25 protein-coding genes are annotated in these 23,437 nt (G+C 67.7%); 20 read left to right on the forward strand and 5 right to left on the reverse strand.

Annotated features, from left to right (window positions below):
* Positions 1–21: 21 nt before the first annotated feature.
* Positions 22–1,656 carry an alpha/beta fold hydrolase gene (locus tag ACYVF3_RS17440; RefSeq protein WP_461155281.1) on the reverse strand — a complete coding sequence of 545 codons (1,635 nt, stop codon included), beginning with the start codon at positions 1,654–1,656 and terminating at the stop codon, positions 22–24.
* Between the two features lie 204 nt (positions 1,657–1,860).
* On the opposite strand from ACYVF3_RS17440, the gene ACYVF3_RS17445 reads away from it, so the two are divergent.
* The 14 genes from ACYVF3_RS17445 (at position 1,861) to ACYVF3_RS17510 (ending at position 13,457) form a co-directional block, all read left to right on the forward strand.
* The gene (locus ACYVF3_RS17445) at positions 1,861–2,511 is read left to right on the forward strand and encodes an L-threonylcarbamoyladenylate synthase (RefSeq protein ID WP_461155282.1); all 651 of its coding nucleotides are present in this window, start codon (positions 1,861–1,863) and stop codon (positions 2,509–2,511) included.
* Positions 2,512–2,729: 218 nt separating this feature from the next.
* A complete protein-coding gene (locus tag ACYVF3_RS17450) occupies positions 2,730–3,896 on the forward strand; it encodes a glycosyltransferase family 4 protein (protein ID WP_461155283.1) in 1,167 nt (388 codons plus the stop codon).
* Positions 3,896–4,363, forward strand: coding sequence for a hypothetical protein (locus ACYVF3_RS17455; protein ID WP_461155284.1), 468 nt, complete (start codon positions 3,896–3,898; stop codon positions 4,361–4,363). The genes ACYVF3_RS17450 and ACYVF3_RS17455 overlap by 1 nt, the downstream gene beginning before the upstream one ends.
* Positions 4,364–4,637: 274 nt before the next feature.
* Positions 4,638–5,417 (forward strand): F0F1 ATP synthase subunit A, encoded by a 780-nt coding sequence (gene atpB / locus ACYVF3_RS17460; RefSeq protein ID WP_324265816.1) that lies wholly within the window; start codon positions 4,638–4,640, stop codon positions 5,415–5,417.
* Positions 5,418–5,522: 105 nt separating this feature from the next.
* The gene (locus ACYVF3_RS17465; RefSeq protein WP_029534827.1) at positions 5,523–5,780 is read left to right on the forward strand and encodes an ATP synthase subunit c family protein; all 258 of its coding nucleotides are present in this window, start codon (positions 5,523–5,525) and stop codon (positions 5,778–5,780) included.
* A gap of 35 nt (positions 5,781–5,815) precedes the next feature.
* Positions 5,816–6,373: a F0F1 ATP synthase subunit B gene (locus ACYVF3_RS17470; RefSeq protein WP_461155285.1), complete on the forward strand. Its 558-nt coding sequence runs from the start codon at positions 5,816–5,818 to the stop codon at positions 6,371–6,373.
* Between the two features lie 22 nt (positions 6,374–6,395).
* Complete coding sequence (locus tag ACYVF3_RS17475) at positions 6,396–7,226, forward strand: F0F1 ATP synthase subunit delta (protein WP_461155286.1); 831 nt, start codon at positions 6,396–6,398, stop codon at positions 7,224–7,226.
* Between the two features lie 94 nt (positions 7,227–7,320).
* Entirely contained in the window at positions 7,321–8,964 is a 1,644-nt protein-coding gene (atpA, locus tag ACYVF3_RS17480; RefSeq protein ID WP_461155287.1) for a F0F1 ATP synthase subunit alpha, read from the forward strand.
* A gap of 11 nt (positions 8,965–8,975) precedes the next feature.
* On the forward strand, positions 8,976–9,896 hold the full coding sequence (locus tag ACYVF3_RS17485; protein ID WP_461155288.1) for a F0F1 ATP synthase subunit gamma: 921 nt from the start codon (positions 8,976–8,978) through the stop codon (positions 9,894–9,896).
* A 1-nt stretch (position 9,897) separates the two neighbouring features.
* Positions 9,898–11,328: a F0F1 ATP synthase subunit beta gene (gene atpD / locus ACYVF3_RS17490; RefSeq protein ID WP_461155289.1), complete on the forward strand. Its 1,431-nt coding sequence runs from the start codon at positions 9,898–9,900 to the stop codon at positions 11,326–11,328.
* Between the two features lie 171 nt (positions 11,329–11,499).
* Complete coding sequence (locus tag ACYVF3_RS17495) at positions 11,500–11,865, forward strand: F0F1 ATP synthase subunit epsilon (protein WP_461155290.1); 366 nt, start codon at positions 11,500–11,502, stop codon at positions 11,863–11,865.
* Between the two features lie 10 nt (positions 11,866–11,875).
* Positions 11,876–12,313, forward strand: a complete 438-nt coding sequence (locus ACYVF3_RS17500; protein WP_461155291.1) for a DUF2550 domain-containing protein — start codon at positions 11,876–11,878, stop codon at positions 12,311–12,313.
* A gap of 173 nt (positions 12,314–12,486) precedes the next feature.
* Complete coding sequence (locus ACYVF3_RS17505; protein WP_461155292.1) at positions 12,487–12,957, forward strand: GNAT family N-acetyltransferase; 471 nt, start codon at positions 12,487–12,489, stop codon at positions 12,955–12,957.
* A gap of 29 nt (positions 12,958–12,986) precedes the next feature.
* The gene (locus ACYVF3_RS17510; RefSeq protein ID WP_461155293.1) at positions 12,987–13,457 is read left to right on the forward strand and encodes a GNAT family N-acetyltransferase; all 471 of its coding nucleotides are present in this window, start codon (positions 12,987–12,989) and stop codon (positions 13,455–13,457) included.
* Here ACYVF3_RS17510 and ACYVF3_RS17515 read toward each other — a convergent pair.
* Positions 13,454–14,026: a cob(I)yrinic acid a,c-diamide adenosyltransferase gene (locus ACYVF3_RS17515; RefSeq protein ID WP_461155294.1), complete on the reverse strand. Its 573-nt coding sequence runs from the start codon at positions 14,024–14,026 to the stop codon at positions 13,454–13,456. The two genes, ACYVF3_RS17510 and ACYVF3_RS17515, sit on opposite strands and share 4 nt — an antisense overlap.
* 188 nt (positions 14,027–14,214) lie before the next feature.
* Here ACYVF3_RS17515 and murA point away from each other — a divergent pair, with 188 nt between their 5' ends.
* Both murA and ACYVF3_RS17525 read left to right on the forward strand, forming a co-directional pair.
* Complete coding sequence (murA, locus tag ACYVF3_RS17520; protein WP_461155295.1) at positions 14,215–15,471, forward strand: UDP-N-acetylglucosamine 1-carboxyvinyltransferase; 1,257 nt, start codon at positions 14,215–14,217, stop codon at positions 15,469–15,471.
* 145 nt (positions 15,472–15,616) lie between these two features.
* Positions 15,617–15,940, forward strand: coding sequence for a putative quinol monooxygenase (locus ACYVF3_RS17525; protein WP_461155296.1), 324 nt, complete (start codon positions 15,617–15,619; stop codon positions 15,938–15,940).
* 1 nt (position 15,941) lies between these two features.
* On the opposite strand, the gene ACYVF3_RS17530 is transcribed toward ACYVF3_RS17525, so the two are convergent.
* Both ACYVF3_RS17530 and ACYVF3_RS17535 read right to left on the reverse strand, forming a co-directional pair.
* The gene (locus ACYVF3_RS17530; RefSeq protein WP_461155297.1) at positions 15,942–16,481 is read right to left on the reverse strand and encodes an NUDIX domain-containing protein; all 540 of its coding nucleotides are present in this window, start codon (positions 16,479–16,481) and stop codon (positions 15,942–15,944) included.
* Between the two features lie 107 nt (positions 16,482–16,588).
* Positions 16,589–17,989, reverse strand: coding sequence for an amino acid permease (locus tag ACYVF3_RS17535; RefSeq protein WP_461155298.1), 1,401 nt, complete (start codon positions 17,987–17,989; stop codon positions 16,589–16,591).
* 119 nt (positions 17,990–18,108) lie between these two features.
* Here ACYVF3_RS17535 and nucS point away from each other — a divergent pair, with 119 nt between their 5' ends.
* The gene (nucS, locus tag ACYVF3_RS17540) at positions 18,109–18,768 is read left to right on the forward strand and encodes an endonuclease NucS (protein ID WP_461155299.1); all 660 of its coding nucleotides are present in this window, start codon (positions 18,109–18,111) and stop codon (positions 18,766–18,768) included.
* Between the two features lie 283 nt (positions 18,769–19,051).
* Here the strand turns inward: nucS and ACYVF3_RS17545 are convergent, their stop codons facing one another.
* Positions 19,052–19,243, reverse strand: coding sequence for a hypothetical protein (locus tag ACYVF3_RS17545; protein WP_461155300.1), 192 nt, complete (start codon positions 19,241–19,243; stop codon positions 19,052–19,054).
* 253 nt (positions 19,244–19,496) lie between these two features.
* Here ACYVF3_RS17545 and ACYVF3_RS17550 point away from each other — a divergent pair, with 253 nt between their 5' ends.
* The 3 genes from ACYVF3_RS17550 to ACYVF3_RS17560 all read left to right on the forward strand — a co-directional run bounded on the left by ACYVF3_RS17550 (position 19,497) and on the right by ACYVF3_RS17560 (position 23,274).
* A complete protein-coding gene (locus ACYVF3_RS17550; protein WP_461155301.1) occupies positions 19,497–21,224 on the forward strand; it encodes a sodium:solute symporter family protein in 1,728 nt (575 codons plus the stop codon).
* Between the two features lie 22 nt (positions 21,225–21,246).
* Complete coding sequence (locus tag ACYVF3_RS17555; protein ID WP_145737779.1) at positions 21,247–21,510, forward strand: hypothetical protein; 264 nt, start codon at positions 21,247–21,249, stop codon at positions 21,508–21,510.
* Positions 21,511–21,765: 255 nt separating this feature from the next.
* The gene (locus ACYVF3_RS17560; RefSeq protein ID WP_461155302.1) at positions 21,766–23,274 is read left to right on the forward strand and encodes an aldehyde dehydrogenase family protein; all 1,509 of its coding nucleotides are present in this window, start codon (positions 21,766–21,768) and stop codon (positions 23,272–23,274) included.
* Positions 23,275–23,437: the final 163 nt, after the last annotated feature.

Raw genomic sequence — 23,437 nt, forward strand, 5'->3', positions numbered from 1 at the left:
GTGCGCGAAAGGTTCCCTTGCTCAGGTCGAGGGCTTGTCGCTGGTGGTCTCGGGGGAGTCCTTCGCCGGCTTCTCGTCGGAGTCGGAGGGGCTTTCCGCGGTCGTGTCCGGGGTGTCCTCGGACTTGGTCGCGGGCTTCTCGTCTTCCGCGGTGTCGGTGGTGGTCTCCGTCTTCGAGCCGACCTTGAGGAAGCGGGTCGGTTCGTCGGTGGAGGCCTTCTTCGCGTCAGCGGGCTTCGACTCGGGGTTGTCCTCGGCGGTGTCGGCGTCGTCTGAGCTCGCCACCGCGGAACCTTCGGGATCGGCTGTGTCCTCGGACTCCTCGGACTCCTCGGACTCCTCGGACTCCTCGGACTCCTCGGACTTCGGGGACTTCTCGCTCTCCGTCGACTCGGAGTCCCCTGCTGCCTCGGAGCCTTCCTCAGGGGCAGCGGTCGCCTCAGCCTCGGAGCCCTCCTCAGGCTCGGCGGTCGCCGCCGACTTGGCGGCCTCGGCTTCTGCCGTCTCGGCCCTCGTCTCCGACTCGGTGCTCTCCGCCGGCTCCTCCGGTTCCGCGGATTCCGCGCTCTGCCCGCCGGTCTCGGTTGCGGCGCTGCTGGTGCCTACCTTGAGCATCTTGGTCGGGCCGTCCACGCTTCCACCCTCGGTGGCGGGCTGGTCCGCGTCCTCGGCAGCCGCGACCGGCTTCGGGGACTCGGCCGCTGCGCGGGTGTTGAGCCGCTGGGTGGGCGCTTCGGCGGTCTTGTCGCGCTGGGGCGTGCTGTGGGTTGCCGTCGCGGGCGCGGGCGCGTTGACGGCGTTGACGAACTCCCGGAGCAGGGCGTTGAACTCGGTGGGGCGCTCGCGGTTGGGCCAGTGCCCTGCCTGCGGCATGATCCGCAGCTGCGCACCGGGGATGGCGTTGGCCACCGCCTGGGCGGAGGAGACCGGGACGAGGGCGTCCTTCTCGCCGTGGATCACGGTGACGGGGCAGCTGATCCGCTCGAGCTGGGGCAGGTGGTTGATGCTCATCGACCGGTGGTTGATGGCGTCGGCGTGCCAATCGGCGAAGACGGATCGCCGGACACCCGCTTCGGCGCGCACTTCGTCGACGATGGACTCGAGGTCCCGGACCGAGGAAGCGTCGGCGAAGAACACCTTGTTCAGCGCGAAGCGCACCAGGCCGCGGTTGCTGCGAAGCAGTTTCGCCGCTGTCCGGCCACTGAGGTCGGTGCGCATCAGCAGGTAGGTGAGCAGGTGGTGCGGCATGCGGTGCTGCATCCCCGTGCTGTCGGCCAGCGCGAGGGCGCGCACCCGCTGCGGGTGACGCAGCGTGAAGCCGGTGGCGATGCTGCCGCCCATGGACAGGCCGACCAGGGTCGCCTGCGGGATCCGCCAGGCGTCGAGCAGCCAGCGCAGGACCTCTTCGAAGGTGCGCTGGTTGCCGCGCCCGCGCCACTGGGTGCTGCCTCCTTGGCCGGGCAGGTCGGGCGCGTACACGCGGTGGTCGGCGGCCAGGACACCGATGGTGTTGCGCCAGCTCAGCAGGGCGTTGTCCGGCCCGCCGCCGTGCAGCAGGACGATCGGCGGCCCGTCCGAGCCCGCCGTGTAGTAGCGGACCTTGCCGGCGGGGAATTCGATCTCGTCGACCTCGACACCCTGCGGTGGGGCGGTCATCTGCGTTCTCCTCGTTTCTCTGATCCATCGGTGCCCGTGTCCGGCAGACGCGTGGGAGGCCGGGTTCGTTTCGCGTTCGTGTCCGCGGCCACACCCGAATTGATCTCAGGCCGATGCCCCGGTGTTACTTGCCAGGATGCTCCTAGAACGTGATCTGCTGCACCACTCGAATGGGTCTCAGCGCGGCGTGTCAGGATGCGTGGAGTGAGCACTGTTTTTGACTGCAGCAGTCCGGACAAGCGCAAGGCGGGCCTCGCCGCCGCGGCGAACACGGTTCGCGCCGGCGGTCTCGTGGTGATGCCGACCGACACGGTCTACGGCATCGGCGCGGACGCCTTCGACGCGGAGGCGGTGCGTTCCCTCCTGGCGGCGAAGGGGCGCGGGCCCGACATGCCCGTTCCGGTCCTGGTCGGCTCGTGGTCCACTGTGGATGGGCTGGTCATGTCGGTCCCGGAGCAGGCGCGCGCACTCATCGAGGCCTTCTGGCCGGGTGGCCTGTCGGTGGTGCTGCCGCAGGCGCCGTCGTTGAACTGGAACCTGGGCGAGACCCGGGGAACCGTGAACCTGCGGATGCCGCTGCACCCGGTCGCGCTGGACCTGCTGCGCGAGGTCGGTCCGATGGCCGTTTCCAGCGCCAACCACACCGGCCAGCCGCCCGCGGCCAGCGCCGGTGAGGCCGAGGCGCAGCTGGGCGACCGCGTGCAGGTGTACCTCGACGGCGGGCCTTCGGGGGAGCCGGTGGCCTCGACGATCGTCGATCTCACCCAGGGCACTCCCCGGGTGCTCCGCGAGGGCGCTGTGAGCAGGGCGGAGCTGTCGGACGTGCTGGGTGTGGAGATCGAACCGGACCGGTGAGAGGTCCCGCCGCCGGGATCGATAGCGTTAGAGCGGACACTGTGCGGGCCAGCCGTCCCTGTCGGGGCGGGCGGCGGTCTCGCCGCTCGAGGCGCTGCGCGCCGCGGCGACGCCGGTGAAGGGCCGTGATTCTCAAGCGACGAGGAGCGCCGGGTTTGATTACTCCGTCCTGGGGGCCGAACTTCGACCTCGCGCCGCTGCGCGGGTGAGCCACCGGTATGGACTACGCACCCTTCGCCCCGGTCGGACTCCCTGCCCGTGAGTACCTGCTGGTCCTGCTCACGGCGGCGGTCACGACCTTCCTGCTGACCGGGCTGGTCCGGTTGCTGGCCATTCGGGTCGGCGCCGTGGCCTACCCGCGGGTTCGCGACGTGCACGTCAAGCCGATGCCGCGGATGGGCGGCGTGGCGATGTACGGCGGTGTGCTGGCCGCGACGTTCCTGGCCACCAACCTGCCAGCGTTGTCGCGGGGCTTCGCCTACTCCAAGGATTCGCTGGCGGTGCTCATCGCCGGTGGGCTGATCGTGCTGGTGGGGGCTCTCGACGACCGCTTCGAGCTGGACTCGCTGACGAAGCTGGCCGGTCAGGTCACCGCGGCGGGGATCCTGGTGCTCTCCGGTGTGCAGTGGTTCGTCTTCTGGGTGCCGTGGGGCGGCACCGACGGGCACGTGGGGCAGCTGCTGGTGCTGGGCAGCAACCAGGGGCAGCTGCTGACGGTGCTGCTGGTCGTGGCCATGATCAACGCGATGAACTTCGTGGACGGCCTGGACGGGCTGGCCTCGGGAATCGGGCTGATCTCGGCCGCGGCGACCTTCGTGTTCTGCCTGAGCGTGCTCGACCGCCAGAACGGCGACGTCAACGCCTACCCGCCGGCGATGATCGCGGCGGCGATCGCCGGGGCTTGCCTGGGATTCCTGCCGCACAACTTCCAGCCCGCGAAGATCTTCATGGGCGATTCCGGGTCGATGCTGATCGGCCTGATGCTGGCGACGGCGAGCACCTCGGCCTCGGGCCGGATCATCTACACGGGTTCGGGGCCCGGTGACACGATCGCCTTGCTGTCCCCGCTGCTGGTCGTGGCGGCCGTCCTGTTCGTGCCGCTGCTGGACCTGATCATGGCGGTGGTGCGGCGGACGAAGGCGGGCAAGAGCCCGTTCCACGCCGACAAGATGCACTTGCACCACCGGTTGCTCGAAATCGGCCATTCGCAGCGTCGAGCGGTGCTGCTGATGTACCTGTGGGCGGCGGTGATCGCCTTCGGCGCGGTGTCGTTGACACTGTTCAACACGTGGGTGGTCGGCTGGGTCGTGGCCTTGACCGTGCTGCTGGCCGCTATCATTTCGGTGATTCCGCGCATGCGAACCCGAGCCGATCGAGAGTCCTGATGAGCGAAGCGTCCGAGCACGCCAGCACCGGTGAGCAGTCCGAGCCGGTGAACCCGCACGGCGAGGTCGTGCGCAGGTTGGCCACGGAGATGCTGCGCACGGCCGTGTGGCCGGGTCTGGCGACCGTGGTGATCGGGGCCATCGTGGCCACCGTCCTGGTCGGTGTCACCGGTCTCGTCGGTGCGGTGATCGGTGGGGTCGTGGCTTTCGGATCCTCATTGCTGACCATTTGGTTGATGCGCTTCTCCGGCGGCATGAACCCGCAATTTGTGATGGTTATCGCACTTGGTGGATATGTGGGCAAGATGTTCGTGCTGCTGGTGGTGATGACGTTGCTGGGAGGCATCGACGCCATTCACCGGGAGTCGCTCGCGTTCACGATGCTGGCCACGGTCATGGTCTGGGCGGGTGCGGAGGTCGTGGCGTTCAAGCGCGCCAAGATTCCGACCATCATTCCGAGCAACTGAACCGTTCTCACGGCGTAATCCAGTCCTGCGGATGGGTGCATTCGCAGGAGTAGCCACCCAGCATGTCGGACGGCTACTTACCCGCTGGTAGGGTTCGTCCCGAATGCCTTCCCTGCGCAGCGGGTTGAAGGGCACCACAAGGTCGGCCTTCAGGCACCACTAGGTGGGGAGGGCCCCTCCGCGTGCCGGATCGCGTATCAGGTACGTTAAGTGCAAAACGTGACGATTCCCCCGGAAGAGTGAAGTTCGGCCGGGAGAACCGGAAGGAGCCCAGTTGGGCGCGCTGATGCTGGCCGAAGGCGGAACATTCCAGCCGCCGGGCGCCGATAGCTTTTTCCTCCCGCCGATCGCCGGCGGAGTCACCAAGCCGATGGTTCTCGTCGTGGCTTCGGCGATCATCGTGGGCGCCTACTTCCTGATCGCCACCCGAAACCTGAAGCTGGTTCCGGGCAAGGGTCAGTTCGTGGCCGAGTTCGCCTACGAGTTCAGCCGGAACAAGATCGCCCGGGAGCAGATCGGCGCCAAGGACTTCCGTCCTTTCGTGCCGCTGATCTTCGCGCTGTTCACGTTCGTGCTGGTGAACAACCTCTTCGGGATCATCCCGATCATCCAGTTCCCCACGATGTCCAAGATCGGGTTCCCGATCGCGCTGGCCGCCGTGGTCTACCTGGTGTTCCACGGCGTCGGCTTCGCCCGCCACGGCTTCCTGGGCTACTTCAAGCACATCATGTTCCCGCCCGGGGTTCCGAAGCCGATCTACGTCCTGCTGGCACCGATCGAGTTCCTGCAGAAGTTCGTAGCGCAGCCGGCCGCTCTCGCGGTCCGAGTGTTCGCCGCGATGTTCGCAGGACACCTCATCCTGCTGGTGTTCACGCTCGGCGGTGAGTACCTGCTCCTCGAGGCGAGCGTGGCGTTCAAGCCCATCTCCGTGGTGGCTTTCGCCTTCGCTATTGCCCTGACCTTTGTCGAAGCCCTGATCCAGGTGCTTCAGGCCTACATCTTCGCCCTGCTCACCGCGAACTTCATCGGTGCTGCGCTGGCCGAAGGCCACTGAGGGCCTGACACAAATTAAGAACCGGGCGACGACAAAGACTTTCCGATCCGAAAAAGGACCTGTCGATCCGCCCATGTAAAGCGGACCGAGTGAAAGGTAGTGAAAGTGAGCAACATCGTTCTCGCGCAGGCCGCTGAGGCTGCGGGCAGCATCAACCCCGGTCTCGCCGCGATCGGCTACGGCCTCGGCGCCGTCGGCCCGGGCATCGGCGTGGGTCTGATCTGGGCCGCCGTCATCAACGGCACCGCCCGTCAGCCGGAGGCCCAGGGTCAGCTGCAGGGCATCGCCTGGATCTCCTTCGTTCTGGTCGAGGTGCTGGCGCTGATCGGTCTGGTCGTCTACTTCATCGCGTCGGCTGCCTGATCATCTGACGGCTCAACGCGTTGGGAGACGTTGTGGTGAAGACCCAGATGCTGCTCGCCGCTGAGGGCGAGCACAACCCGATCGTCCCGGAGCCCGCGGAGATCGTGGTCGGTCTCGTCGCGTTCGGGCTGCTGCTGTTCGTGCTCTGGAAGTTCGCTGTCCCGCGCTTCGAGAAGATCTACGCGGAGCGCAGCGAGCGGATCGAGGGCGGGATCGCGAAGGCGGAGGCCGCGCAGGCCGAGGCACAGCGGACCCTGGAGCAGTACAAGTCGCAGCTGGCCGAGGCTCGTGCCGAGGCTGCGCGCATTCGCGACGACGCCCGTGCCGAGGGACAGCAAATCCTCGAGGAGATGCGCACCCAGGCTCAGACCGAGTCCGAGCGCATCGTCAGCCAGGGCCAGTCCCAGTTGGCGCACCAGCGGGCCCAGATCGTCGCAGAACTGCGCGCTGATCTGGGACGTCAGGCCGTCGACTTGGCCAGCCGAGTGGTCGGCGAGTCCCTCGAGGACGAATCGCGTCGTCGCGGCACCGTTGACCGGTTCCTCGACGAGCTGGACGCGACCTCGGCCCCGGCCGAGTCGGCCAAGCCCTGAACCTAGTGAAAGGCGCTGAGAGTTGAGCACCCTCGTGAACGCCGCGAGCCGCGAAGCAATGGCAGCGAGTCAGCTGCAGTTGCTGCAGGCCACTGACGGGGCTCAGGCTGCGGAGATCACCGGGCTCGCCGATGAGCTGTTCGGCGTGGCCGCTCTGCTGGGCCGCGAGTCCACGCTCCGGCGGGCGCTCGCCGACGCCTCCACCGACGCGCAGTCCAGGGAGAACCTGGCCCGCGGGTTGCTGGAGCCCAAGGTCGGCGCCCGGGCGCTGCCGGTGATCGTCGAAGCCGTCCGCGCACGCTGGTCGACCCCGGGTGACCTGGTGGGCGGGCTCGAGCAGCTCGCCCGCACCGCGCTGCTGGTGCAGGCCGAACGGGCAGGTCGCCTCGACGCCGTCGAGGACGAGCTGTTCCGGCTGGGCCGCATCATCGGCTCGGAGGTCGACCTGGAGCGCTTGCTGTCGGATCCCTCCGGGGAACCCGCCGGCAAGACCGCTGTGCTGGATCGGCTCATCGAGGGCAAGGTCGAACCGGTGACCCTCGAACTGGTCCGGCAGCTCGTGGCCCGGCCGCGTGGCCGGCGGGTCAGCGAGGGGCTGGAAGAGCTGGCCGAGCTGTCGGCGAAGCGCCGGGAACGCTCGGTGGCGCACATCCGATCCGCTTTCCCGCTCAGCGAGGAACAGCAGGAGCGGTTGTCGCGCACCCTGCAGCGGATCTACGCCCGTCCGATCGCTCTGCACCTGGAAGTCGATCCCGGTGTCGAGGGCGGGCTGCTGATCAAGGTCGGTGACGAGGTCATCGACGGCAGCGTGACGGGACGCCTGCAGACGCTGCGGCGCGACCTGGCCGACTGATGCCGACGCCGCGCCCCGGTCGCAACACCGGGCCGGGCGCGCGGCGCGCAACACCAACTCCCTTCCAAGAACTAACCGAGGGCAGGAACGAGACATGGCGGAGCTGACGATCTCGTCGGACGAGATCCGCAGTGCGATCGAGAATTACGTCTCCAGCTACTCCCCGGAGGTCAGCCGCGAGGAGGTCGGGGTCGTCACCGATACTGGTGACGGCATCGCCCATGTCGAGGGCCTGCCTTCGGTGATGACCGAGGAACTGCTGGAGTTCCCCGGCGGCATCTACGGTGTCGCGATGAACCTTGAGGCTCAGGAGATCGGTGCGGTCATCCTGGGTGACTCCGAGAAGATCGAAGAAGGCCAGGAGGTCAAGCGGACCGGCAAGGTCATGTCGACCCCGGTCGGCGACGCCTTCCTCGGTCGCGTGGTGAACCCGCTGGGTGAGGCCATCGACGGTCTCGGCGAGATCGCTGCCGAGCAGCAGCGCCCGCTCGAGCTGCAGGCCGCCACGGTCGTGCAGCGGCAGGGCGTCGGCGAGCCGATGCAGACCGGCATCAAGGCCATCGACTCGATGACCCCGGTCGGCCGCGGCCAGCGCCAGCTGATCATCGGTGACCGCAAGACCGGCAAGACCACGGTCGCGGTCGACACGATCATCAACCAGAAGCAGAACTGGGAGTCGGGCGACCCGACCAAGCAGGTCCGCTGCATCTACGTCGCGATCGGCCAGAAGGGCTCCACGATCGCCGGTGTGAAGCGGTCGCTCGAGGAAGCCGGCGCGATGGACTACACCACCATCGTCGCGGCTCCGGCCTCCGACTCCCCGGGTCTGAAGTGGCTGGCCCCCTACACCGGTTCGGCCATCGGTCAGCACTGGATGTACCAGGGCAAGCACGTCCTGATCATCTTCGACGACCTCACCAAGCAGGCCGAGGCCTACCGCGCGCTGTCGCTGCTGCTGCGTCGTCCGCCGGGCCGCGAGGCCTACCCGGGTGACGTCTTCTACCTGCACTCGCGTCTGCTGGAGCGCTGCGCGAAGCTGTCGGACGAGCTGGGCGCCGGCTCGATGACGGGTCTGCCGATCATCGAGACCAAGGCCAACGACGTGTCGGCCTACATTCCGACCAACGTCATCTCGATCACCGACGGGCAGTGCTTCCTGCAGTCGGACATGTTCAACGCCGGTCAGCGCCCGGCCATCGACGTCGGCATCTCGGTGTCGCGTGTCGGTGGTTCCGCGCAGATCAAGGCGATGAAGGGCGTCACCGGTTCGCTGCGTCTGGACCTGGCGCAGTACCGCGAGCTGGAGGCCTTCTCGGCCTTCGCCTCCGACCTGGACGCCGCTTCCAAGGCCCAGCTGGACCGCGGTGCCCGCCTGATGGAGATCCTCAAGCAGGGTCAGGGCGAGCCGCTCCCGGTCGAGGACGAGGTCGTGTCCCTGTTCATCGCCACCAAGGGTCACCTCGACTCGGTGGCGATCCCGGACGTGCGCCGCTTCGAGAGCGAGTTCATCTCGCACATGCGCCGCTCGCACGAGACCACGCTCAAGGACATCGTCGAGACCGGCAAGCTGTCGGCCGATGGCGAGAAGGCCATCGTCGACGCGGTCGAGGAGTTCAAGAAGAGCTTCACCGGTTCGGCCGGCTCCTCCGCGCCGAGCGGTCCCGACGCCGAGGCTCTGGCCGCCGATGAGGTCGGGCAGGAGACCGTGAAGGTCGCCAAGCCCGCGCCGAAGGAGTGACCGGATAAGCCATGGCCAACCTTCGGGAACTCCGGGATCGCATCCGGTCGGTGAAGTCGACCCGGAAGATCACCAAGGCGCAGGAGCTCATCGCTACCTCGCGCATCACCAAGGCGCAGGCCAGGGTCGAGGCCTCGCGGCCGTACGCCGACGAGATCACCAACGTCCTGTCCGCGCTGGCTGACGTGAGCACGTTGGACCACCCGCTGCTGACCGAGCGCACCAACCCCAAGCGGGCCGGTGTGCTGGTCGTGACCAGTGACCGGGGTTTCTGCGGCGGCTACAACGCCAACGTCATCAAGGCCGCCGAGGAGCTGCAGTCCCTGCTCCGCGAGCAGGGCAAGCAGCCGGTGCTCTACGTCGTCGGCCGCAAGGGCGAGTCGTACTACCGGTTCCGCCAGCGCGAGATCGAAGCGAGCTGGTCCGGGTTCAGCGACCGCCCCGAGTACGCCAACGCCTCCGAGGTCGGCGAGACCCTGGTCAAGGCGTTCCTGGCGGGTGCTGATGACTACCTCGACGACGGTGGTCCGGACGGTAAGCTGGGAGTGGACGAGCTCCACCTGGTCAGCACCGACTTCGTGTCGATGCTGACGCAGAAGCCGACCGTTCGGCGGATCGCTCCGTTGGAGGTCGAGTACACCGACGAGCGCAAGCTCAAGCCCGTCTACGAGTTCGAGCCGGACGCCGAGACGCTGTTCTCCGCCCTGCTGCCGAAGTACATCAAGACCCGCCTGTTCGCGGGTCTGCTGGACGCGGCGGCCTCGGAGCACGCGGCTCGCCGGACGGCGATGAAGTCGGCGACGGACAATGCGGACGAGTTGATCCGCAACCTCAGCCGCGAGGCCAACCAGGCCCGCCAGGCCCAGATCACCCAGGAAATCAGCGAGATCGTCGGCGGTGTCGAGGCGCTCTCGTCCGCAGGAAGTGAGTGACATGACTGCTGCTACTGCCACCAGCACTGGCACGGGCCGCGTCGTTCGGGTGCTCGGCCCCGTCGTGGACGTCGAGTTCCCGCGTGACCAGGTGCCGGACCTCAACAACGCCCTCACAGCCGAGATCACGGCTGAGGACATGGCCAAGACGCTGACCCTCGAGGTCGCCCAGCACCTGGGCGACAGCGTGGTGCGCACCGTCTCGATGCAGCCCACCCAGGGCCTCGTCCGCGGCGTCAACGTCGTGGACAGCGGTTCGGCCATTTCCGTCCCGGTCGGCGACAAGGTCAAGGGCCACGTGTGGAACGCGCTGGGTCACTGCCTCGACGAGCCGGGCTACGGCTCGGACGCCGAGCGCTGGGAGATCCACCGCAAGGCCCCGGCCTTCGACCAGCTCGAGGGCAAGACCGAGGTGCTCGAGACCGGCATCAAGGTGATCGACCTGCTCACCCCGTACGTGCAGGGTGGCAAGATCGGTCTGTTCGGTGGTGCCGGTGTCGGCAAGACCGTTCTGATCCAGGAGATGATCCGCCGAGTCGCCAAGAACTTCGGTGGTACCTCCGTGTTCGCCGGTGTCGGCGAGCGCACCCGTGAGGGCAACGACCTCTGGGTGGAGATGGACGAGTCCGGCGTTCTGGCCGACACCGCTCTGGTGTTCGGTCAGATGGACGAGCCGCCGGGCACCCGCATGCGCGTGGCGCTGTCCGCTCTGACGATGGCGGAGTACTTCCGCGACGTCCAGAACCAGGACGTGCTGCTGTTCATCGACAACATCTTCCGGTTCACCCAGGCCGGCCAGGAGGTGTCGACCCTGCTGGGCCGCATGCCTTCGGCCGTGGGTTACCAGCCGACGCTGGCCGATGAGATGGGTGAGCTGCAGGAGCGGATCACCTCCACGCGTGGTCGTTCGATCACCTCGATGCAGGCGATCTACGTGCCCGCGGACGACTACACCGACCCGGCGCCGGCGACGACCTTCGCGCACCTCGACGCCACCACGGAGCTGTCCCGTCCGATTTCGCAGATGGGCATCTACCCGGCGGTCGACCCGCTGACCTCGAGCTCCACCATTCTCGACCCGTCGGTCGTGGGTGACGAGCACTACCGCGTGGCCCAGGAGGTCAAGCGGATCCTGCAGAAGTACAAGGAGCTGCAGGACATCATCGCCATCCTCGGCATGGACGAGCTGTCCGAAGAGGACAAGGTGACGGTGCAGCGGGCACGTCGCATCCAGCGCTACCTGTCGCAGAACTTCTTCGTCGCGAAGCAGTTCACCGGCCAGGACGGCTCCTTCGTCTCGGTGAAGGAGACCATCGAGGCCTTCGACAAGCTCTGCAAGGGCGACTTCGACCACTACCCGGAGCAGGCCTTCCTGTCCATCGGTGGTCTCGACGACCTCGAGCAGGCGTACAAGAAGCTCACCGAGCAGTGAGCTGCCACCCCGCCCGCGAGCCGGGCGGGCAGTGGTGAAGACCGGCGAGCGGGGTCGGGGCCCGACGGGTCCCGACCCCCTTTGCCACTAGGCATTTCCGGCCCCGCCAGTCAAGATCGCCCCGGTGGGGTTGGCTAGACTGCGGGCACACACCCGACAAAGGAGACGCGCGTGGCCAACATGTCCGTCCAACTGGTCGCCGTCGAGCGCCTGCTGTGGTCCGGGGAGGCGACCACGGTCGTCGCGCAGACCGCCGAAGGAGTGATCGGCATCCTGCCGGGCCACGAGCCGCTGCTGGGACAGCTGGTCGATGGTGGCGTCGTGCGCATCACCACCACCGACAAGGAGACCGTGACCGCTGCGGTGCACGGTGGTTTCCTCTCGGTGTCCGGCGACGGCGTGAGCGTGCTCGCCGAGTCCGCGGAGCTGGCCCACGAGATCGATGTGGCGCAGGCCCGCAAGGACGTCACGAGCGAGGACGAGCTGGCCAGAACGCAGGCGTCCGCCCGATTGCGAGCAGCGGGCCAGACGGACTGATCGGGCCAGCATGGGGTCGCCGGTCGTGTTGCTCGTCGTAGCCTTCGTGCTGCTGGTGCTCGCCGCCGCCCTGGTGGTGGGCCTGCTGGCGTGGAGACGAGTGCGCGAACTGCGGGTCGGAGGCATCGACGTGGCGCTGCGCGCCACCGATGGCAAAGGACGCGGGTGGCAGCTGGGTGTGGCGCACTACCGCGGCGAGGAATTCGCCTGGTACCGCATCCTGAGCCTTCGCTCCGGCCCGAACTGGGTGATCAACCGGCGCACGGTGGACATCGCCCAACGACGTGAACCCTCGGTCGCCGAGGCGTACGCGATGCCGGGCGGCTCCACGGTCCTGGACCTCACCGGTCCGGACCTGGAGCTGGCGATGAACAGCGACGCGCTGACCGGCTTCCTGTCCTGGCTCGAATCGGCACCACCGGGACGTTCGGTGCCGTGGGCGTCTTAGAACGCCGACGAACAACAGCGGGGTCCGACCACGGGCCCCGCTTTTTCGTGCCCTGGGGCGCGAGCATGGGAACCTTCCTGTCATTCCCCGGGGCCGGGAGTGGCAGGAAGGTTCCCATGCGCACAACGGTCCCCAGCGCGACCTCGGCGGCGGGAGTGCGGAGACTGGTCGGCGTGAGCGAGCAATTCACCATCCGGCCGGAGCCCTTCGACAGCCCCGAGGCTCAGCAGGCGTTGGCTCAGTACGTCGCTGAGCTCGTGGAACGCTTTCCGGAGGGATTCGATCCGGGTAAGGGCGCTGCGCCAGCTGACGACGATTTCACGCCCCCGAAGGGCGCGTTCCTGCTGGTGCGGGTCGCCGGATCGGTGCTGGGGTGCGGTGGCGTCCGGACCACGGCTGAGGGCACCGCCGAGATCAAGCGGATGTGGATCTCGCCTGCGCTGCGCGGCAGGGGAGCCGGCCGCGCGCTGCTGGGCAGCCTGGAAGATGAGGCGCGACGCCTGGGGTGTGCGCGGGTGCGGCTGGACACCGCCGCCGAACTCGGCGAGGCGCAGGCCATGTACGCCAAGGCCGGGTACACCGAGATCCCCGCCTACAACGACAACCCCTACGCCGCGCACTGGTTCGAAAAAAGGCTTCGCTGACCAGGCCCGGAGCCGATTAGGCTGCGGGTGTGCGCTTCGAGATCGTCGCCTACGACCACCCCGATTCCGCGCGGTTGATCGAGGATTTGCAGCAGGAGTACGTCGTGCGCTACGGCGAGGCTGACCTGACTCCGGTCGATCCGGCGGAGTTCTGCGCGCCGAAGGGCCTGTTCATGCTCGGGTACCTGGGCGATGAGCCGGTCGCATCAGGTGGCTGGCGCGTGCACGACGCCGACGAGGAGGGGTTCGAGGACGGCGACGCCGAGCTCAAACGCATGTACATCGTCCCCGGGCAGCGCGGCAACGGTTGGTCCAGGCGGATGCTCGCCGAACTGGAGTCCGCCGCCGCGCTGGCCGGGCGCAAACGACTGGTGCTGGAGACCGGCACCAAGCAGCCCGAGGCGATCGCGCTCTACCTCTCCTCGGGCTACGAGGCGATCGCGAACTTCGGCGTCTACCGCTGCGATCCCGAGAGCCGCTGCTTCGGCAAGGAGCTCTAGGCGTTGCCGCCCGGTTTCCACAACACGTCACCGTCCGGGTTGGCGACCCTGGCCAGGATGAACAGCAGGTCGGAGAGCCGGTTGAGGTACTTCGCGGGCAGCGCAGAGGTGCGCTCCGGATCGGCTTCCTGCAATGCCCAGGCGGCACGTTCCGCCCGGCGTGCCACGCAGCGTGCCTGGTGCAGCAGGGCTGCCCCGGGCGTGCCGCCGGGCAGGATGAACGAGTCGAGCTTGCCGAGTCGCGAGTTGAACTCGTCGCACCAGCCCTCGAGGCGGTCGATGTAGTTCTGGGTGACCCGCAGCGGGGGGAACTCGGGGTTGTCCACCACGGGTGTCGACAGGTCCGCGCCCACGTCGAACAGGTCGTTCTGCACGGCGCGCAGCGCAGTCGCGACGTCGTCGGGAAGCTGCGCCGTCGCCAGGGCCACGCCCAGCACGGAGTTCGTCTCGTCCACGTCGGCGTAGGCGACGAGGCGCGGATCGGTCTTGTGCACCTTCGAGTTGTCCGACAAACGCGTGGTGCCCGCGTCCCCGGCCCGCGTGTAGATCTTCGTCAGGTGGACTGCCATGCCCACAGCCTAGGCGTGCCCGCGTGGCTGTGAAGTGACAGGAAGGTTCCCATGCACCACACCTGCCGCTGCGGCACCACCGGTGACAGGAAGGCTCCCCGGCCCGCCACCCGGTGGGAGGAAGGTTCCCTCACCCGCTCGTGACCCGCCCCGATGCGGACTGGACGAGGGCCGTAACCTCGATGCTCGTGAGTGAGCACTTCCGAGTACGCGGCGGAGCGCGCCTCGTCGGCGCGGTGGACGTGGTCGGTGCGAAGAACAGCGTCCTGAAGCTGATGGCCGCTGCGCTGCTTGCCGAAGGCACGACGACGATCGTGAACTGTCCCGAGATCCTGGACGTTCCGCTGATGGCCGACGTCCTGCGCAGCCTCGGCTGCGAGGTGACGATCGATGGCGGCACGGTGCGCATCACCACGCCCTCCAGCGTCAGTCACGAAGCGATTTCGCCTTCCATGGGCAAGCTGCGCGCCTCGGTGTGCGTGCTGGGTCCGCTCGTGGCGCGCTGCCGCCGCGCAGTGGTGACGCTGCCCGGTGGTGACGCGATCGGTTCGCGTCCCCTGGACATGCACCAGAACGGCCTGCGAAAGTTGGGGGCGGCCAGCCACATCGAGCACGGTGCGGTGGTGGCCGAGGCCGAGAACCTGCAGGGCGCGCAGATTTGGCTGGACTTCCCGAGCGTGGGCGCGACCGAGAACATCCTGATGGCCGCTGTGCTGGCCGAAGGCACCACGGTCATCGACAACGCCGCCCGCGAGCCGGAGATCGTCGATCTCTGCGTAATGCTCCAGCAGATGGGCGCCAAGATCGAGGGCGCGGGCACCTCAACGCTGACCGTGCACGGCGTCTCCTCGATGCGCGCGGTGGAGCACCGCGTCATCGGTGACCGGATCGTGGGTGCGACCTGGGCTTTCGCGGCCGCCGCGACCCGCGGTGACATCACGGTCAACGGGGTCGATCCGCAGCACACCAACCTGATGTTGGAGAAGTTGCGCAGCGCGGGCGCGGAGGTCACCACCGAGGAGGAGAGCTTCCGGGTGGTCATGCCGGAGCGCCCGAAGGCCGTCGACTACGTGACCTTGCCCTTCCCGGGGTTCCCGACCGACTTGCAGCCGATGGCCCTGGCGCTGTCCGCCGTCGCCGACGGCACCTCGATGATCACCGAGAACCTCTTCGAATCGCGGTTCCGGTTCATCGAGGAGCTGGTTCGGATGGGCGCGGACGCGCGCACCGACGGCCACCACGCGGTGGTGCGCGGGCTGGACCGGTTGTCGAGCGCTCCGGTGTGGGCCACGGACATCCGAGCGGGTGTGGGTCTGGTGCTGGCGGGCTTGTGCGCCGACGGTGACACCGAGGTGTGGGACGTCTTCCACATCGACCGCGGGTACCCGAACTTCGTAGAGAACCTCCGCAGCCTGGGCGCCGACATCGCGCGCGTCGCGGACTGATCTTTCGACTTCCTGTGGCCGGTGATCCCGCTCAAGGCGGGGATCACCGGCCACAGGTGTGTTCGGCGCGATCCCGATGATCAACTGCGGCGGTTCGGGTGGCTAAGGTCCTCTGCGCACGAGCGAGCATCCGGAAAGGGAACCGATGAGCACCACCACGCGGGTCGGCCGCATCATGACCTTCACCGCGAAACCCGGTAGGGGCGACGAACTCGCCAAGATCATGATGCAAGTGGCGGAGGGCCTGCGCGGATCGTGGGGCTGCGAGCTGTACCTGGTCAGCCGCGATGCGGAATCGTCCGACACGGTTCGGGTGATCGAAGCGTGGACGGATTTCGCCAGTGCCGACGCTGCGCTGGCCACGACGGTGGCCACGCACGCCGACATCGACCTCAACGACGTGCTGGGAATTCTCGCCGAGCCACCGGGGCAGGTCGACCTGGACGCGCTCGGCGGCGTGGGCCTGTGAATCAGGCGGTTCGCCTGCGCTCGTGCAGCAGGAGCAGGGTGTAGGCGGCGACCGACTGGGCATCGGTGATGTCGCCGGCGGCGATCATCTTCTCGAACTCGTCCCGGCTGAACCAGGCAGTGCGCATGTCCTGCTCCTCGTGCTCGCGTTCGTGCGCCCCTTCGGTGAGCCCGGTGGCCAGGAAAACCCGGCCGCGCTGACTGGACATGCCCGGAGCGACGTCGAGGAGCCCCAGGTCGAGCATGGTCGCCGCGCGCAGCCCGGTCTCCTCGCGCAACTCGCGCGCTGCGAGCTCGCCGGCTTCGACGTCCGCCCGGTCAGGTGCGGTGCCTTGCGGGAACTCCCAGCGGCGCATGCCCAGGGGGTAGCGGAACTGCTCGACGAGGTGCAGGCACCCGCCGTCGAACGGGATGACCAACGCGTAGTTCGGTTTGTCGATGACCCCGTACACGCCGGGGGAACCGTCGTCCCGCCGGACACCGTCCTCCCGCACGGACATCCACGGATTCGCGTACACCTCGCGGCTGCTGGTCTGCTCCATGCGACTCATCCTGCCGCTCACCGGCGCCGGAGGTGCGCATGGGAACCTTCCTGTCATCCTGGGCACGAGAATCTCCAGGTGGGCGGCTTGTCGGGAGAGAGGTTCCCTTACTCGGTCGCGTGGTTGAGCTGCGACTTCCGGCGGCCGTAGGCGAAGTAGACGGCCAGTCCGATCACGGTCCAGATCGCGAAGGTCAGCCAGGTGACGGCGTCGAGTCCGGTGATCAGGTAGGCGCACAGCGCGAGGCCGAGCAGCGGGATGAACGGCATCAGCGGGGTGCGGAAGCTCCGCGGGAGTTCGGGGCGTGTCCGGCGCAGCACCACAACACCGATGTTGACCAGGCCGAAGGCGACGAGCGTGCCGATGCTGGTGGCTTCGGCGAGCTGGTTGAGCGGCACGACGGCGGCCAGCAGTGCCACCAGGATTCCCACCAGCGCGGTGTTGCGGGCGGGAACGGACCGGCGGTTGACCCGCGACAGCGCGGGTGGGACCAGGCCGTCGCGCGACATGGCCACCAGGATGCGCGTCTGCCCGTAGAGCACGGTGAGCACGACCGAAGCGATGGCGATCACGGCGCCCAGCGCGAGCACGACGGCGGGCCAGCCCTGCCCGGTGACCACGCGCAGGGCGGTGGCCAGCGACGCGTCGGACTCGCCCAGCACGCCTGCACCGACCGCGCCCACCGCGGCGAAGGCCACCAGCACGTACATGGCGGTGACGATGATCAGCGACAGGATGATCGCTCTCGGCAGGTCGCGCTGTGGATTGCGCGCCTCCTCGCCTGCTGTGGAGGCGGCGTCGAAGCCGATGAAGGAGAAGAACACAGCGGATGCTCCCACCGAGATTCCGGCGATCCCGGTCGGTGCGAAGGGAACCATGTTCCCGGAGTTGAAGGCCGTGAGTGCCACGGCGACGAAGAACACCAGGACCGCGATCTTGAGCACGGTGGTGACGGTGGTGGCCCACGCGCTCTCCCGCACGCCCAGCAGCAGCACGCCGGTGGCCAGCAGTACGACGACCGCGGCGGGAACGTTGACGACACCGCCCTCGCCCGGCGGCGCGGCGAGCGCCTCGGGGATGGTCACGCCGATGGTGCCCTGGAGGAATTCGTTGAGGTAGCCGCCCCAGCCGACCGCGACGGCGGCGACCGACACCCCGTACTCCAGCAGCAGGCACCAGCCGCAGATCCAGGCGATGATCTCGCCGAGCGTGGCGTACGTGTAGGAGTAGGCGGATCCGGAGACCGGCACGCTGCCCGCGAGTTCCGCGTAGGACAGGGCTGAGCAGAGCGCTGCGAGTCCGGCGAGGACGAACGAGACCACCACGGCTGGGCCTGCGGCCGGCGCGGCCTCGGCGAGCACCACGAAGATTCCGGTACCCAGAGTCGCACCCACGGACAGGGCCACCAGCGGGACGAGGCCGAGCGTGCGGTTCAGCTCGCTGTGCGAGCCCTCGCTGGAGAGCCGTTCGGCAGGTTTGACGCGGACCAGGCTTCGGGCGAAAGACACGAGCGGTAACGGTAACGCCGGTGGTGGGAGGGCGTGCGGCGCGGGTCCTGACGGCTGATTCGTGTTGATCACCCGTGGGGGTGCTCGACATCGATCGCTGCGCCCGTACTCTGTGCCGGGTGCGACTTGTGATTGCCCGCTGCCAGGTGGACTACGTCGGTCGTCTCACCGCGCACCTGCCGATGGCGCAGCGACTGCTGCTGGTGAAGTCCGATGGTTCCGTGTCGGTGCATTCCGATGACCGCGCCTACAAACCGTTGAACTGGATGAGCCCGCCTTGCTGGCTCATCGAGGACCCCGACGTGTGGACGGTGCAGAACAAGGCCGGCGAGAAGCTGGTGATCACCGTCGACGAGGTGCTGCACGACTCCAAGCACGAGTTGGGCGCCGAGCCGGGCCTGGTGAAGGACGGCGTCGAGTCGCACCTGCAGGAGCTGCTGGCCGAGCACGTCACAACCCTGGGCGACGGGTGGTCGCTGGTTCGCCGCGAGTTCCCCACGGCGATCGGGCCGGTCGACCTCATGTGCCGGGATGACGCGGGCAAGAGCGTCGCGGTCGAGATCAAGCGGCGCGGCGAGATCGATGGCGTTGAGCAGCTGACCCGCTACCTGGAGTTGCTCAACCGGGATCCGCTGCTCGCTCCGGTCGCGGGTGTGTTCGCGGCGCAGCAGATCAAGCCGCAGGCGCGGACGCTGGCCGAAGATCGCGGGATCCGCTGCGTGGTGCTGGACTACGACAAGCTGCGCGGCATCGAGCCCGACGAGTACCGCCTGTTCTGATCCGCGTTGTGCGGCAGCGGGCGGTCAACAATTCCGCTGCGGGTGTTGGTGAACTGCTGCGATGCCCGATCGGAGTTCTTCGCCGCGCGCATTCGGCCGCTTGTGGAACGTCGCGATCGAAGTCCGAATCTCGATCGGAATTGGTGCGGAAACGGCAACGCAGGAGAAATTCTCGTCCGTTCCCATTCTTGAGCCCGGAGAGGGGCACAGGCCGGTGAGCGCTCGCGGCGCGGAATGATCGAAAGGTTCCCTTGCTCGCACCGGCCGACCGGCGGTGTGACGCTTAGCGGTCCGCTTGACCAGGGCAGTCGCTGGGTTGCAGGCGGAGTGTGGACAGCGGCGCGAGGGCGGTGGCCAGCTGGCGCAGCAGGGTCTCGGGGCGGCTTGATCGTTCGGCGGTGGTGTCGGGGCGAGATCGTTCGCGCGGTTCTTCCGCGAGTCCGGCGCTGATCGCCAAGTCGATACGGGCGTTCACGGTTCCTCCCCGCAGCGTCGCGAATGCATAACGTGACCATACCGTCACGGTGCGTCGAATTCGGTGGCCGCTCGCGTATATCACTCGCATGGCCCCGGGTGATGACGGGGTGCACACGCGTACGACCGGAAAGTCCCCTGGGTGACGCCACTCGGCGCAAGTTCCGTGATCGATTTAGTGTCTTCCCCAACGAATTGATATCGACTCACGGTCGATGCCTCATCTGTGCGGTACTGTCCGACCGCTATCGCGAATGTGGTGGTTCTCGTTTGACTTTGTTGGGTCTGTGGGAGGTGGGGCGGCAGTGCTGCTAGCCCAAGGTCAGCTACTCGACGCGAACGGCGTCGACTACGTGTTGTTGGCGCTGTATTTCGCGTTCGTGCTGGGGATCGGCTGGTTGGCGCGGCGCGCCGTTTCGACCAGCCTGGACTTCTTCCTCTCCGGGCGCGCGCTGCCCGCATGGGTGACAGGTCTGGCGTTCATCTCGGCGAACCTCGGCGCCATCGAGATCATCGGCATGTCGGCCAACGGTGCCGAATACGGAATGCCGACGATGCATTACTTCTGGATCGGTGCAGTCCCGGCCATGCTGTTCCTCGGCGTGGTCATGATGCCGTTCTACTACGGCTCGAAGGTCCGAAGCGTTCCCGAATTCATGCTCCGGCGCTTCGGCAAGGCCGCGCACCTGGTCAACGGCATTTCCTTCGCCCTGGCCCAGGTGCTCATCGCCGGTGTGAACCTGTACCTGCTGGCCAGCATCGTCAACGCGCTGCTGGGCTGGCCGCTGTGGGTCTCGGTGCTCGTCGCGGCGCTGATCGTGCTCTCCTACACCGCGCTGGGTGGCCTGTCCGCGGCCATCTACAACGAGGTCCTTCAGTTCTTCGTGATCGTCGCGGCGCTGCTGCCGCTGACCATCGTCGGCCTGGTCAAGGTCGGCGGCGTGCAGGGCCTGGTCGACAAGGTGTCCGCGAGCAAGGGCGGCGCCGAGCAGCTGACCGCCTGGCCGGGTGCTGAGCTCACCGGCTTCAGCAACCCGATCCTCAGCGTCGTCGGCATGATCTTCGGCCTGGGCTTCGTGCTGTCCTTCGGTTACTGGACCACCAACTTCGTCGAGGTCCAGCGCGCGATGGCCTCCAAGTCGATGTCGGCCGCGCAGCGGACCCCCATCATCGGTGCCTTCCCGAAGATGTTCATCCCCTTCATCGTGATCATCCCCGGCATGATCGCCGCGGTGATCATCCCGGAGATGACCAACTACAAGCTCACCGAGCAGGGTCCGTACGACTACAACGACGCGATCCTGCTGATGATGCGGGACCTGCTGCCCAACGGCATCCTCGGCATCGCGCTGGCTGGTCTGCTCGCGTCCTTCATGGCAGGCATGGCCGCGAACCTGTCGTCGTTCAACACGGTGTTCACCTACGACATCTGGCAGGCGTACGTCGTCAAGGACAAGCCGGACAACTACTACCTGCAGATGGGGCGCTGGGTCACCGTCGGCGCCACCCTCGCCGCCGTGGGCACCGCGTTCATCGCCTCCGGCTACGAGAACCTGATGGACTACCTGCAGCAGTTGTTCTCGTTCTTCAACGCGCCGCTGTTCGCGACCTTCATCCTCGGCATGTTCTGGAAGCGGATGACCGCGCACGCCGGTTGGTCCGGTCTCGTGCTGGGTACGGCCTCGGCCATCACGGTCTACGCTCTGTCCGAGACCGGGGTGCTGGACCTGCCCGGTCAGGGCGCGAGCTTCGTCGGTGCCGGTGTGGCGTTCGTCGTCGACATCGTGGTCAGCGTCGTCGTCTCCCTGGCTACCAAGCCCAAGACCGAGGAGCAGCTGGTCGGGCTGGTCTGGGGCCTGACGCCGAAGGAGAACCTGCAGGCGTCGACCTCGGGCGAGGACTCGGGCTGGTACCGGCGTCCGGGTCTGCTGGCTGGCATCGCGCTGATCCTGATCATCGCCCTCAACATCATCTTCGGCTGAGCCTGGACCGGGAGGAAATCTCATGGCTAGTGGAGGTTCGGGGCACAGCGCAGGTGCCTTCGACATTCGCACGGTGATCGCGCTGCTGTTCGCGATCTACGGAGTCGTGCTCGTGGTGCTCGGTTTCATCCAGCCGCAAGCTGAGATCGACAAGTCCGCCGGGCTCAACATCAACCTGTGGGCAGGCGTGGGCATGGTCGTGTTCGCCGCGGTGTTCATCGCGTGGGCGCGCCTGCGTCCGATCGCGGTTCCCGATGACGTCGAGGGCGGCACCGCCGCCGAATGACGTGAACCGACCGGGACGGCGTCCGCACTTCAACGTGCGGGCGCCGTTTCGCTTTTCGGCACCGATTCGGCCGTTTCGGTTCCGAATTCAAGATCGTCTGGCTAGCGTGTCCGCCAGCGCGCAGCTGACAAGTGCACCAGTGTCAACAGCACTTGTCCAGCACATGAGTCGGGCGGTACATGACGGTTCTTTCCCGCCCGGTCATTTCGTAGGCTGCGCATTGACAACGAACGTCGCAATGGTGGGAGGCCGGCAATGACCCAGACCGCCCGGGGGAACGTCGAGGAGATCGCCAGCGCGCGGTTCGAGACGTTCCAGTCGATCGACCCGCGCACCGGTGAGGTGGTGGGCGAGCATCCGATCCACGACGCCGAGGCGGTTGAAGGCAGGGTCGCAGCGGCGCGCGAGGCGCAGACCGCGTGGGACGAGCTCGGATTCTCCGGCCGGAAGGCGCATCTCGACCAATGGCGCAAGCTGCTGGTCAAACGCCTCGACGAACTCGCGGCCGTGGTGTGCGCCGAGACCGGCAAGCCGCTCGAGGACGCCAAGCTCGAACTCGTGCTCGTCATTGACCACCTGGCCTGGGCCACCTCCAACGCGGAGAAGGTCCTCAAGCGCCGCAAGGTCTCGCCCGGCGTTCTGATGTCCAACCAGACCGCCACGGTCGAGTACCTCCCGTACGGCGTGGTCGGTGTCATCGGCCCCTGGAACTACCCGGCCTTCACCCCCATGGGATCGATCGCCTACGCGCTCGCGGCGGGCAACGCCGTGGTGTTCAAGCCCAGTGAGCTCACCCCCGGCGTCGGGGAATGGCTGGTCAAGAGCTTCGCCGAGGCCGTGCCGGAGCACCCGGTGTTCCGCCTGGTGACCGGCTACGGACAGACCGGCGCCGCGTTGTGCCAGTCCGGTGTGAACAAGGTGGCCTTCACCGGTTCCACCGCCACCGGCAAGCGCGTGATGGCCTCGTGCGCGGAGAGCCTCGTCCCGGTGCTCGTGGAGTGCGGTGGCAAGGACGCCTTGATCGTCGACGCCGACGCCGACCTCGCAGCGGCCGCCGACGCCGCCGTGTGGGGAGCGATGTCCAACGCCGGCCAGACCTGCATCGGCGTGGAGCGCGTCTACGTCCACGACGCGGTGGCCGACCGCTTCCTGAAGATGGTCAGCGACCGCGCGGCCAAGCTGCGTCCGGGTGGCGAACCGGGTGCCGACTTCGGTCCCATCACGATGGCTTCGCAGGTCAACATCATCCGCGACCACATCGACGACGCGATCGAACGCGGCGGTCGGGCAGTGGTGGGCGGCCGCGACTCGGTGCGCCCGCCGTTCGTGGAGCCCGTGGTGATCGCCGACGTCCCGGAGGACTCGTCGGCCATCACCGAGGAGACCTTCGGTCCGACGCTGGTCGTGCAGCGGGTCCGCGACGTGGACGAGGCCGTCACCCTGGCCAACGCCACCAAGTACGGGCTCGGCGCGACAGTCTTCTCCCGCGCCCGCGGCCAGGAGTTGGCGCGTCGGCTGCGCAGCGGCATGGTCGCCGTCAACTCGGTGATCGCCTTCGCCGGTGTGCCCGCGCTGCCCTTCGGTGGTGTCGGAGACTCCGGCTTCGGCCGGATCCACGGTGCCGACGGCCTGCGCGAGTTCGCTCGCCCGCAGTCGGTGACCCGCACCAAGTTCAAGATCCCGCTCAACCCGATGAGCTTCGCCCGCCCGAAGGGAACGGTCCGCACGGTCGTCAAGATCATCAAGCTGGCGCGAGGCCGCTGAGTGACTCCAGCGCACCCCGGTCGGTGCCTTGGCTTGCGCCTGCGGTGACAGGAAGGTTCCCTTGCTCGCATCCCCCGGAGTTCGGCAGGGGGATGTGCGCGGGCGCACGTCCCGGGCAGAGTTGACCGCGCGCGGTTGATCGCGCCAAGTCCCGGCGGGGAGC

The sequence above is a fragment of the Saccharopolyspora tripterygii genome (genome assembly GCF_054778355.1).

Excerpts from the sequence above, each read along its gene's own strand:
- ACYVF3_RS17440 (WP_461155281.1), bottom strand. The coding sequence starts at position 1,656 with ATGACCGCCCCACCGCAGGGTGTCGAGGTCGACGAGATCGAATTCCCC.
- ACYVF3_RS17450 (WP_461155283.1), top strand. The coding sequence starts at position 2,730 with ATGGACTACGCACCCTTCGCCCCGGTCGGACTCCCTGCCCGTGAGTAC.
- ACYVF3_RS17455 (WP_461155284.1), top strand. The coding sequence starts at position 3,896 with ATGAGCGAAGCGTCCGAGCACGCCAGCACCGGTGAGCAGTCCGAGCCG.
- atpA (WP_461155287.1), top strand. The coding sequence starts at position 7,321 with ATGGCGGAGCTGACGATCTCGTCGGACGAGATCCGCAGTGCGATCGAG.
- ACYVF3_RS17485 (WP_461155288.1), top strand. The coding sequence starts at position 8,976 with ATGGCCAACCTTCGGGAACTCCGGGATCGCATCCGGTCGGTGAAGTCG.
- atpD (WP_461155289.1), top strand. The coding sequence starts at position 9,898 with ATGACTGCTGCTACTGCCACCAGCACTGGCACGGGCCGCGTCGTTCGG.
- ACYVF3_RS17500 (WP_461155291.1), top strand. The coding sequence starts at position 11,876 with ATGGGGTCGCCGGTCGTGTTGCTCGTCGTAGCCTTCGTGCTGCTGGTG.
- ACYVF3_RS17515 (WP_461155294.1), bottom strand. The coding sequence starts at position 14,026 with ATGGCAGTCCACCTGACGAAGATCTACACGCGGGCCGGGGACGCGGGC.
- ACYVF3_RS17525 (WP_461155296.1), top strand. The coding sequence starts at position 15,617 with ATGAGCACCACCACGCGGGTCGGCCGCATCATGACCTTCACCGCGAAA.
- ACYVF3_RS17530 (WP_461155297.1), bottom strand. The coding sequence starts at position 16,481 with ATGGAGCAGACCAGCAGCCGCGAGGTGTACGCGAATCCGTGGATGTCC.
- ACYVF3_RS17550 (WP_461155301.1), top strand. The coding sequence starts at position 19,497 with ATGTGGTGGTTCTCGTTTGACTTTGTTGGGTCTGTGGGAGGTGGGGCG.
- ACYVF3_RS17555 (WP_145737779.1), top strand. The coding sequence starts at position 21,247 with ATGGCTAGTGGAGGTTCGGGGCACAGCGCAGGTGCCTTCGACATTCGC.
- ACYVF3_RS17560 (WP_461155302.1), top strand. The coding sequence starts at position 21,766 with ATGACCCAGACCGCCCGGGGGAACGTCGAGGAGATCGCCAGCGCGCGG.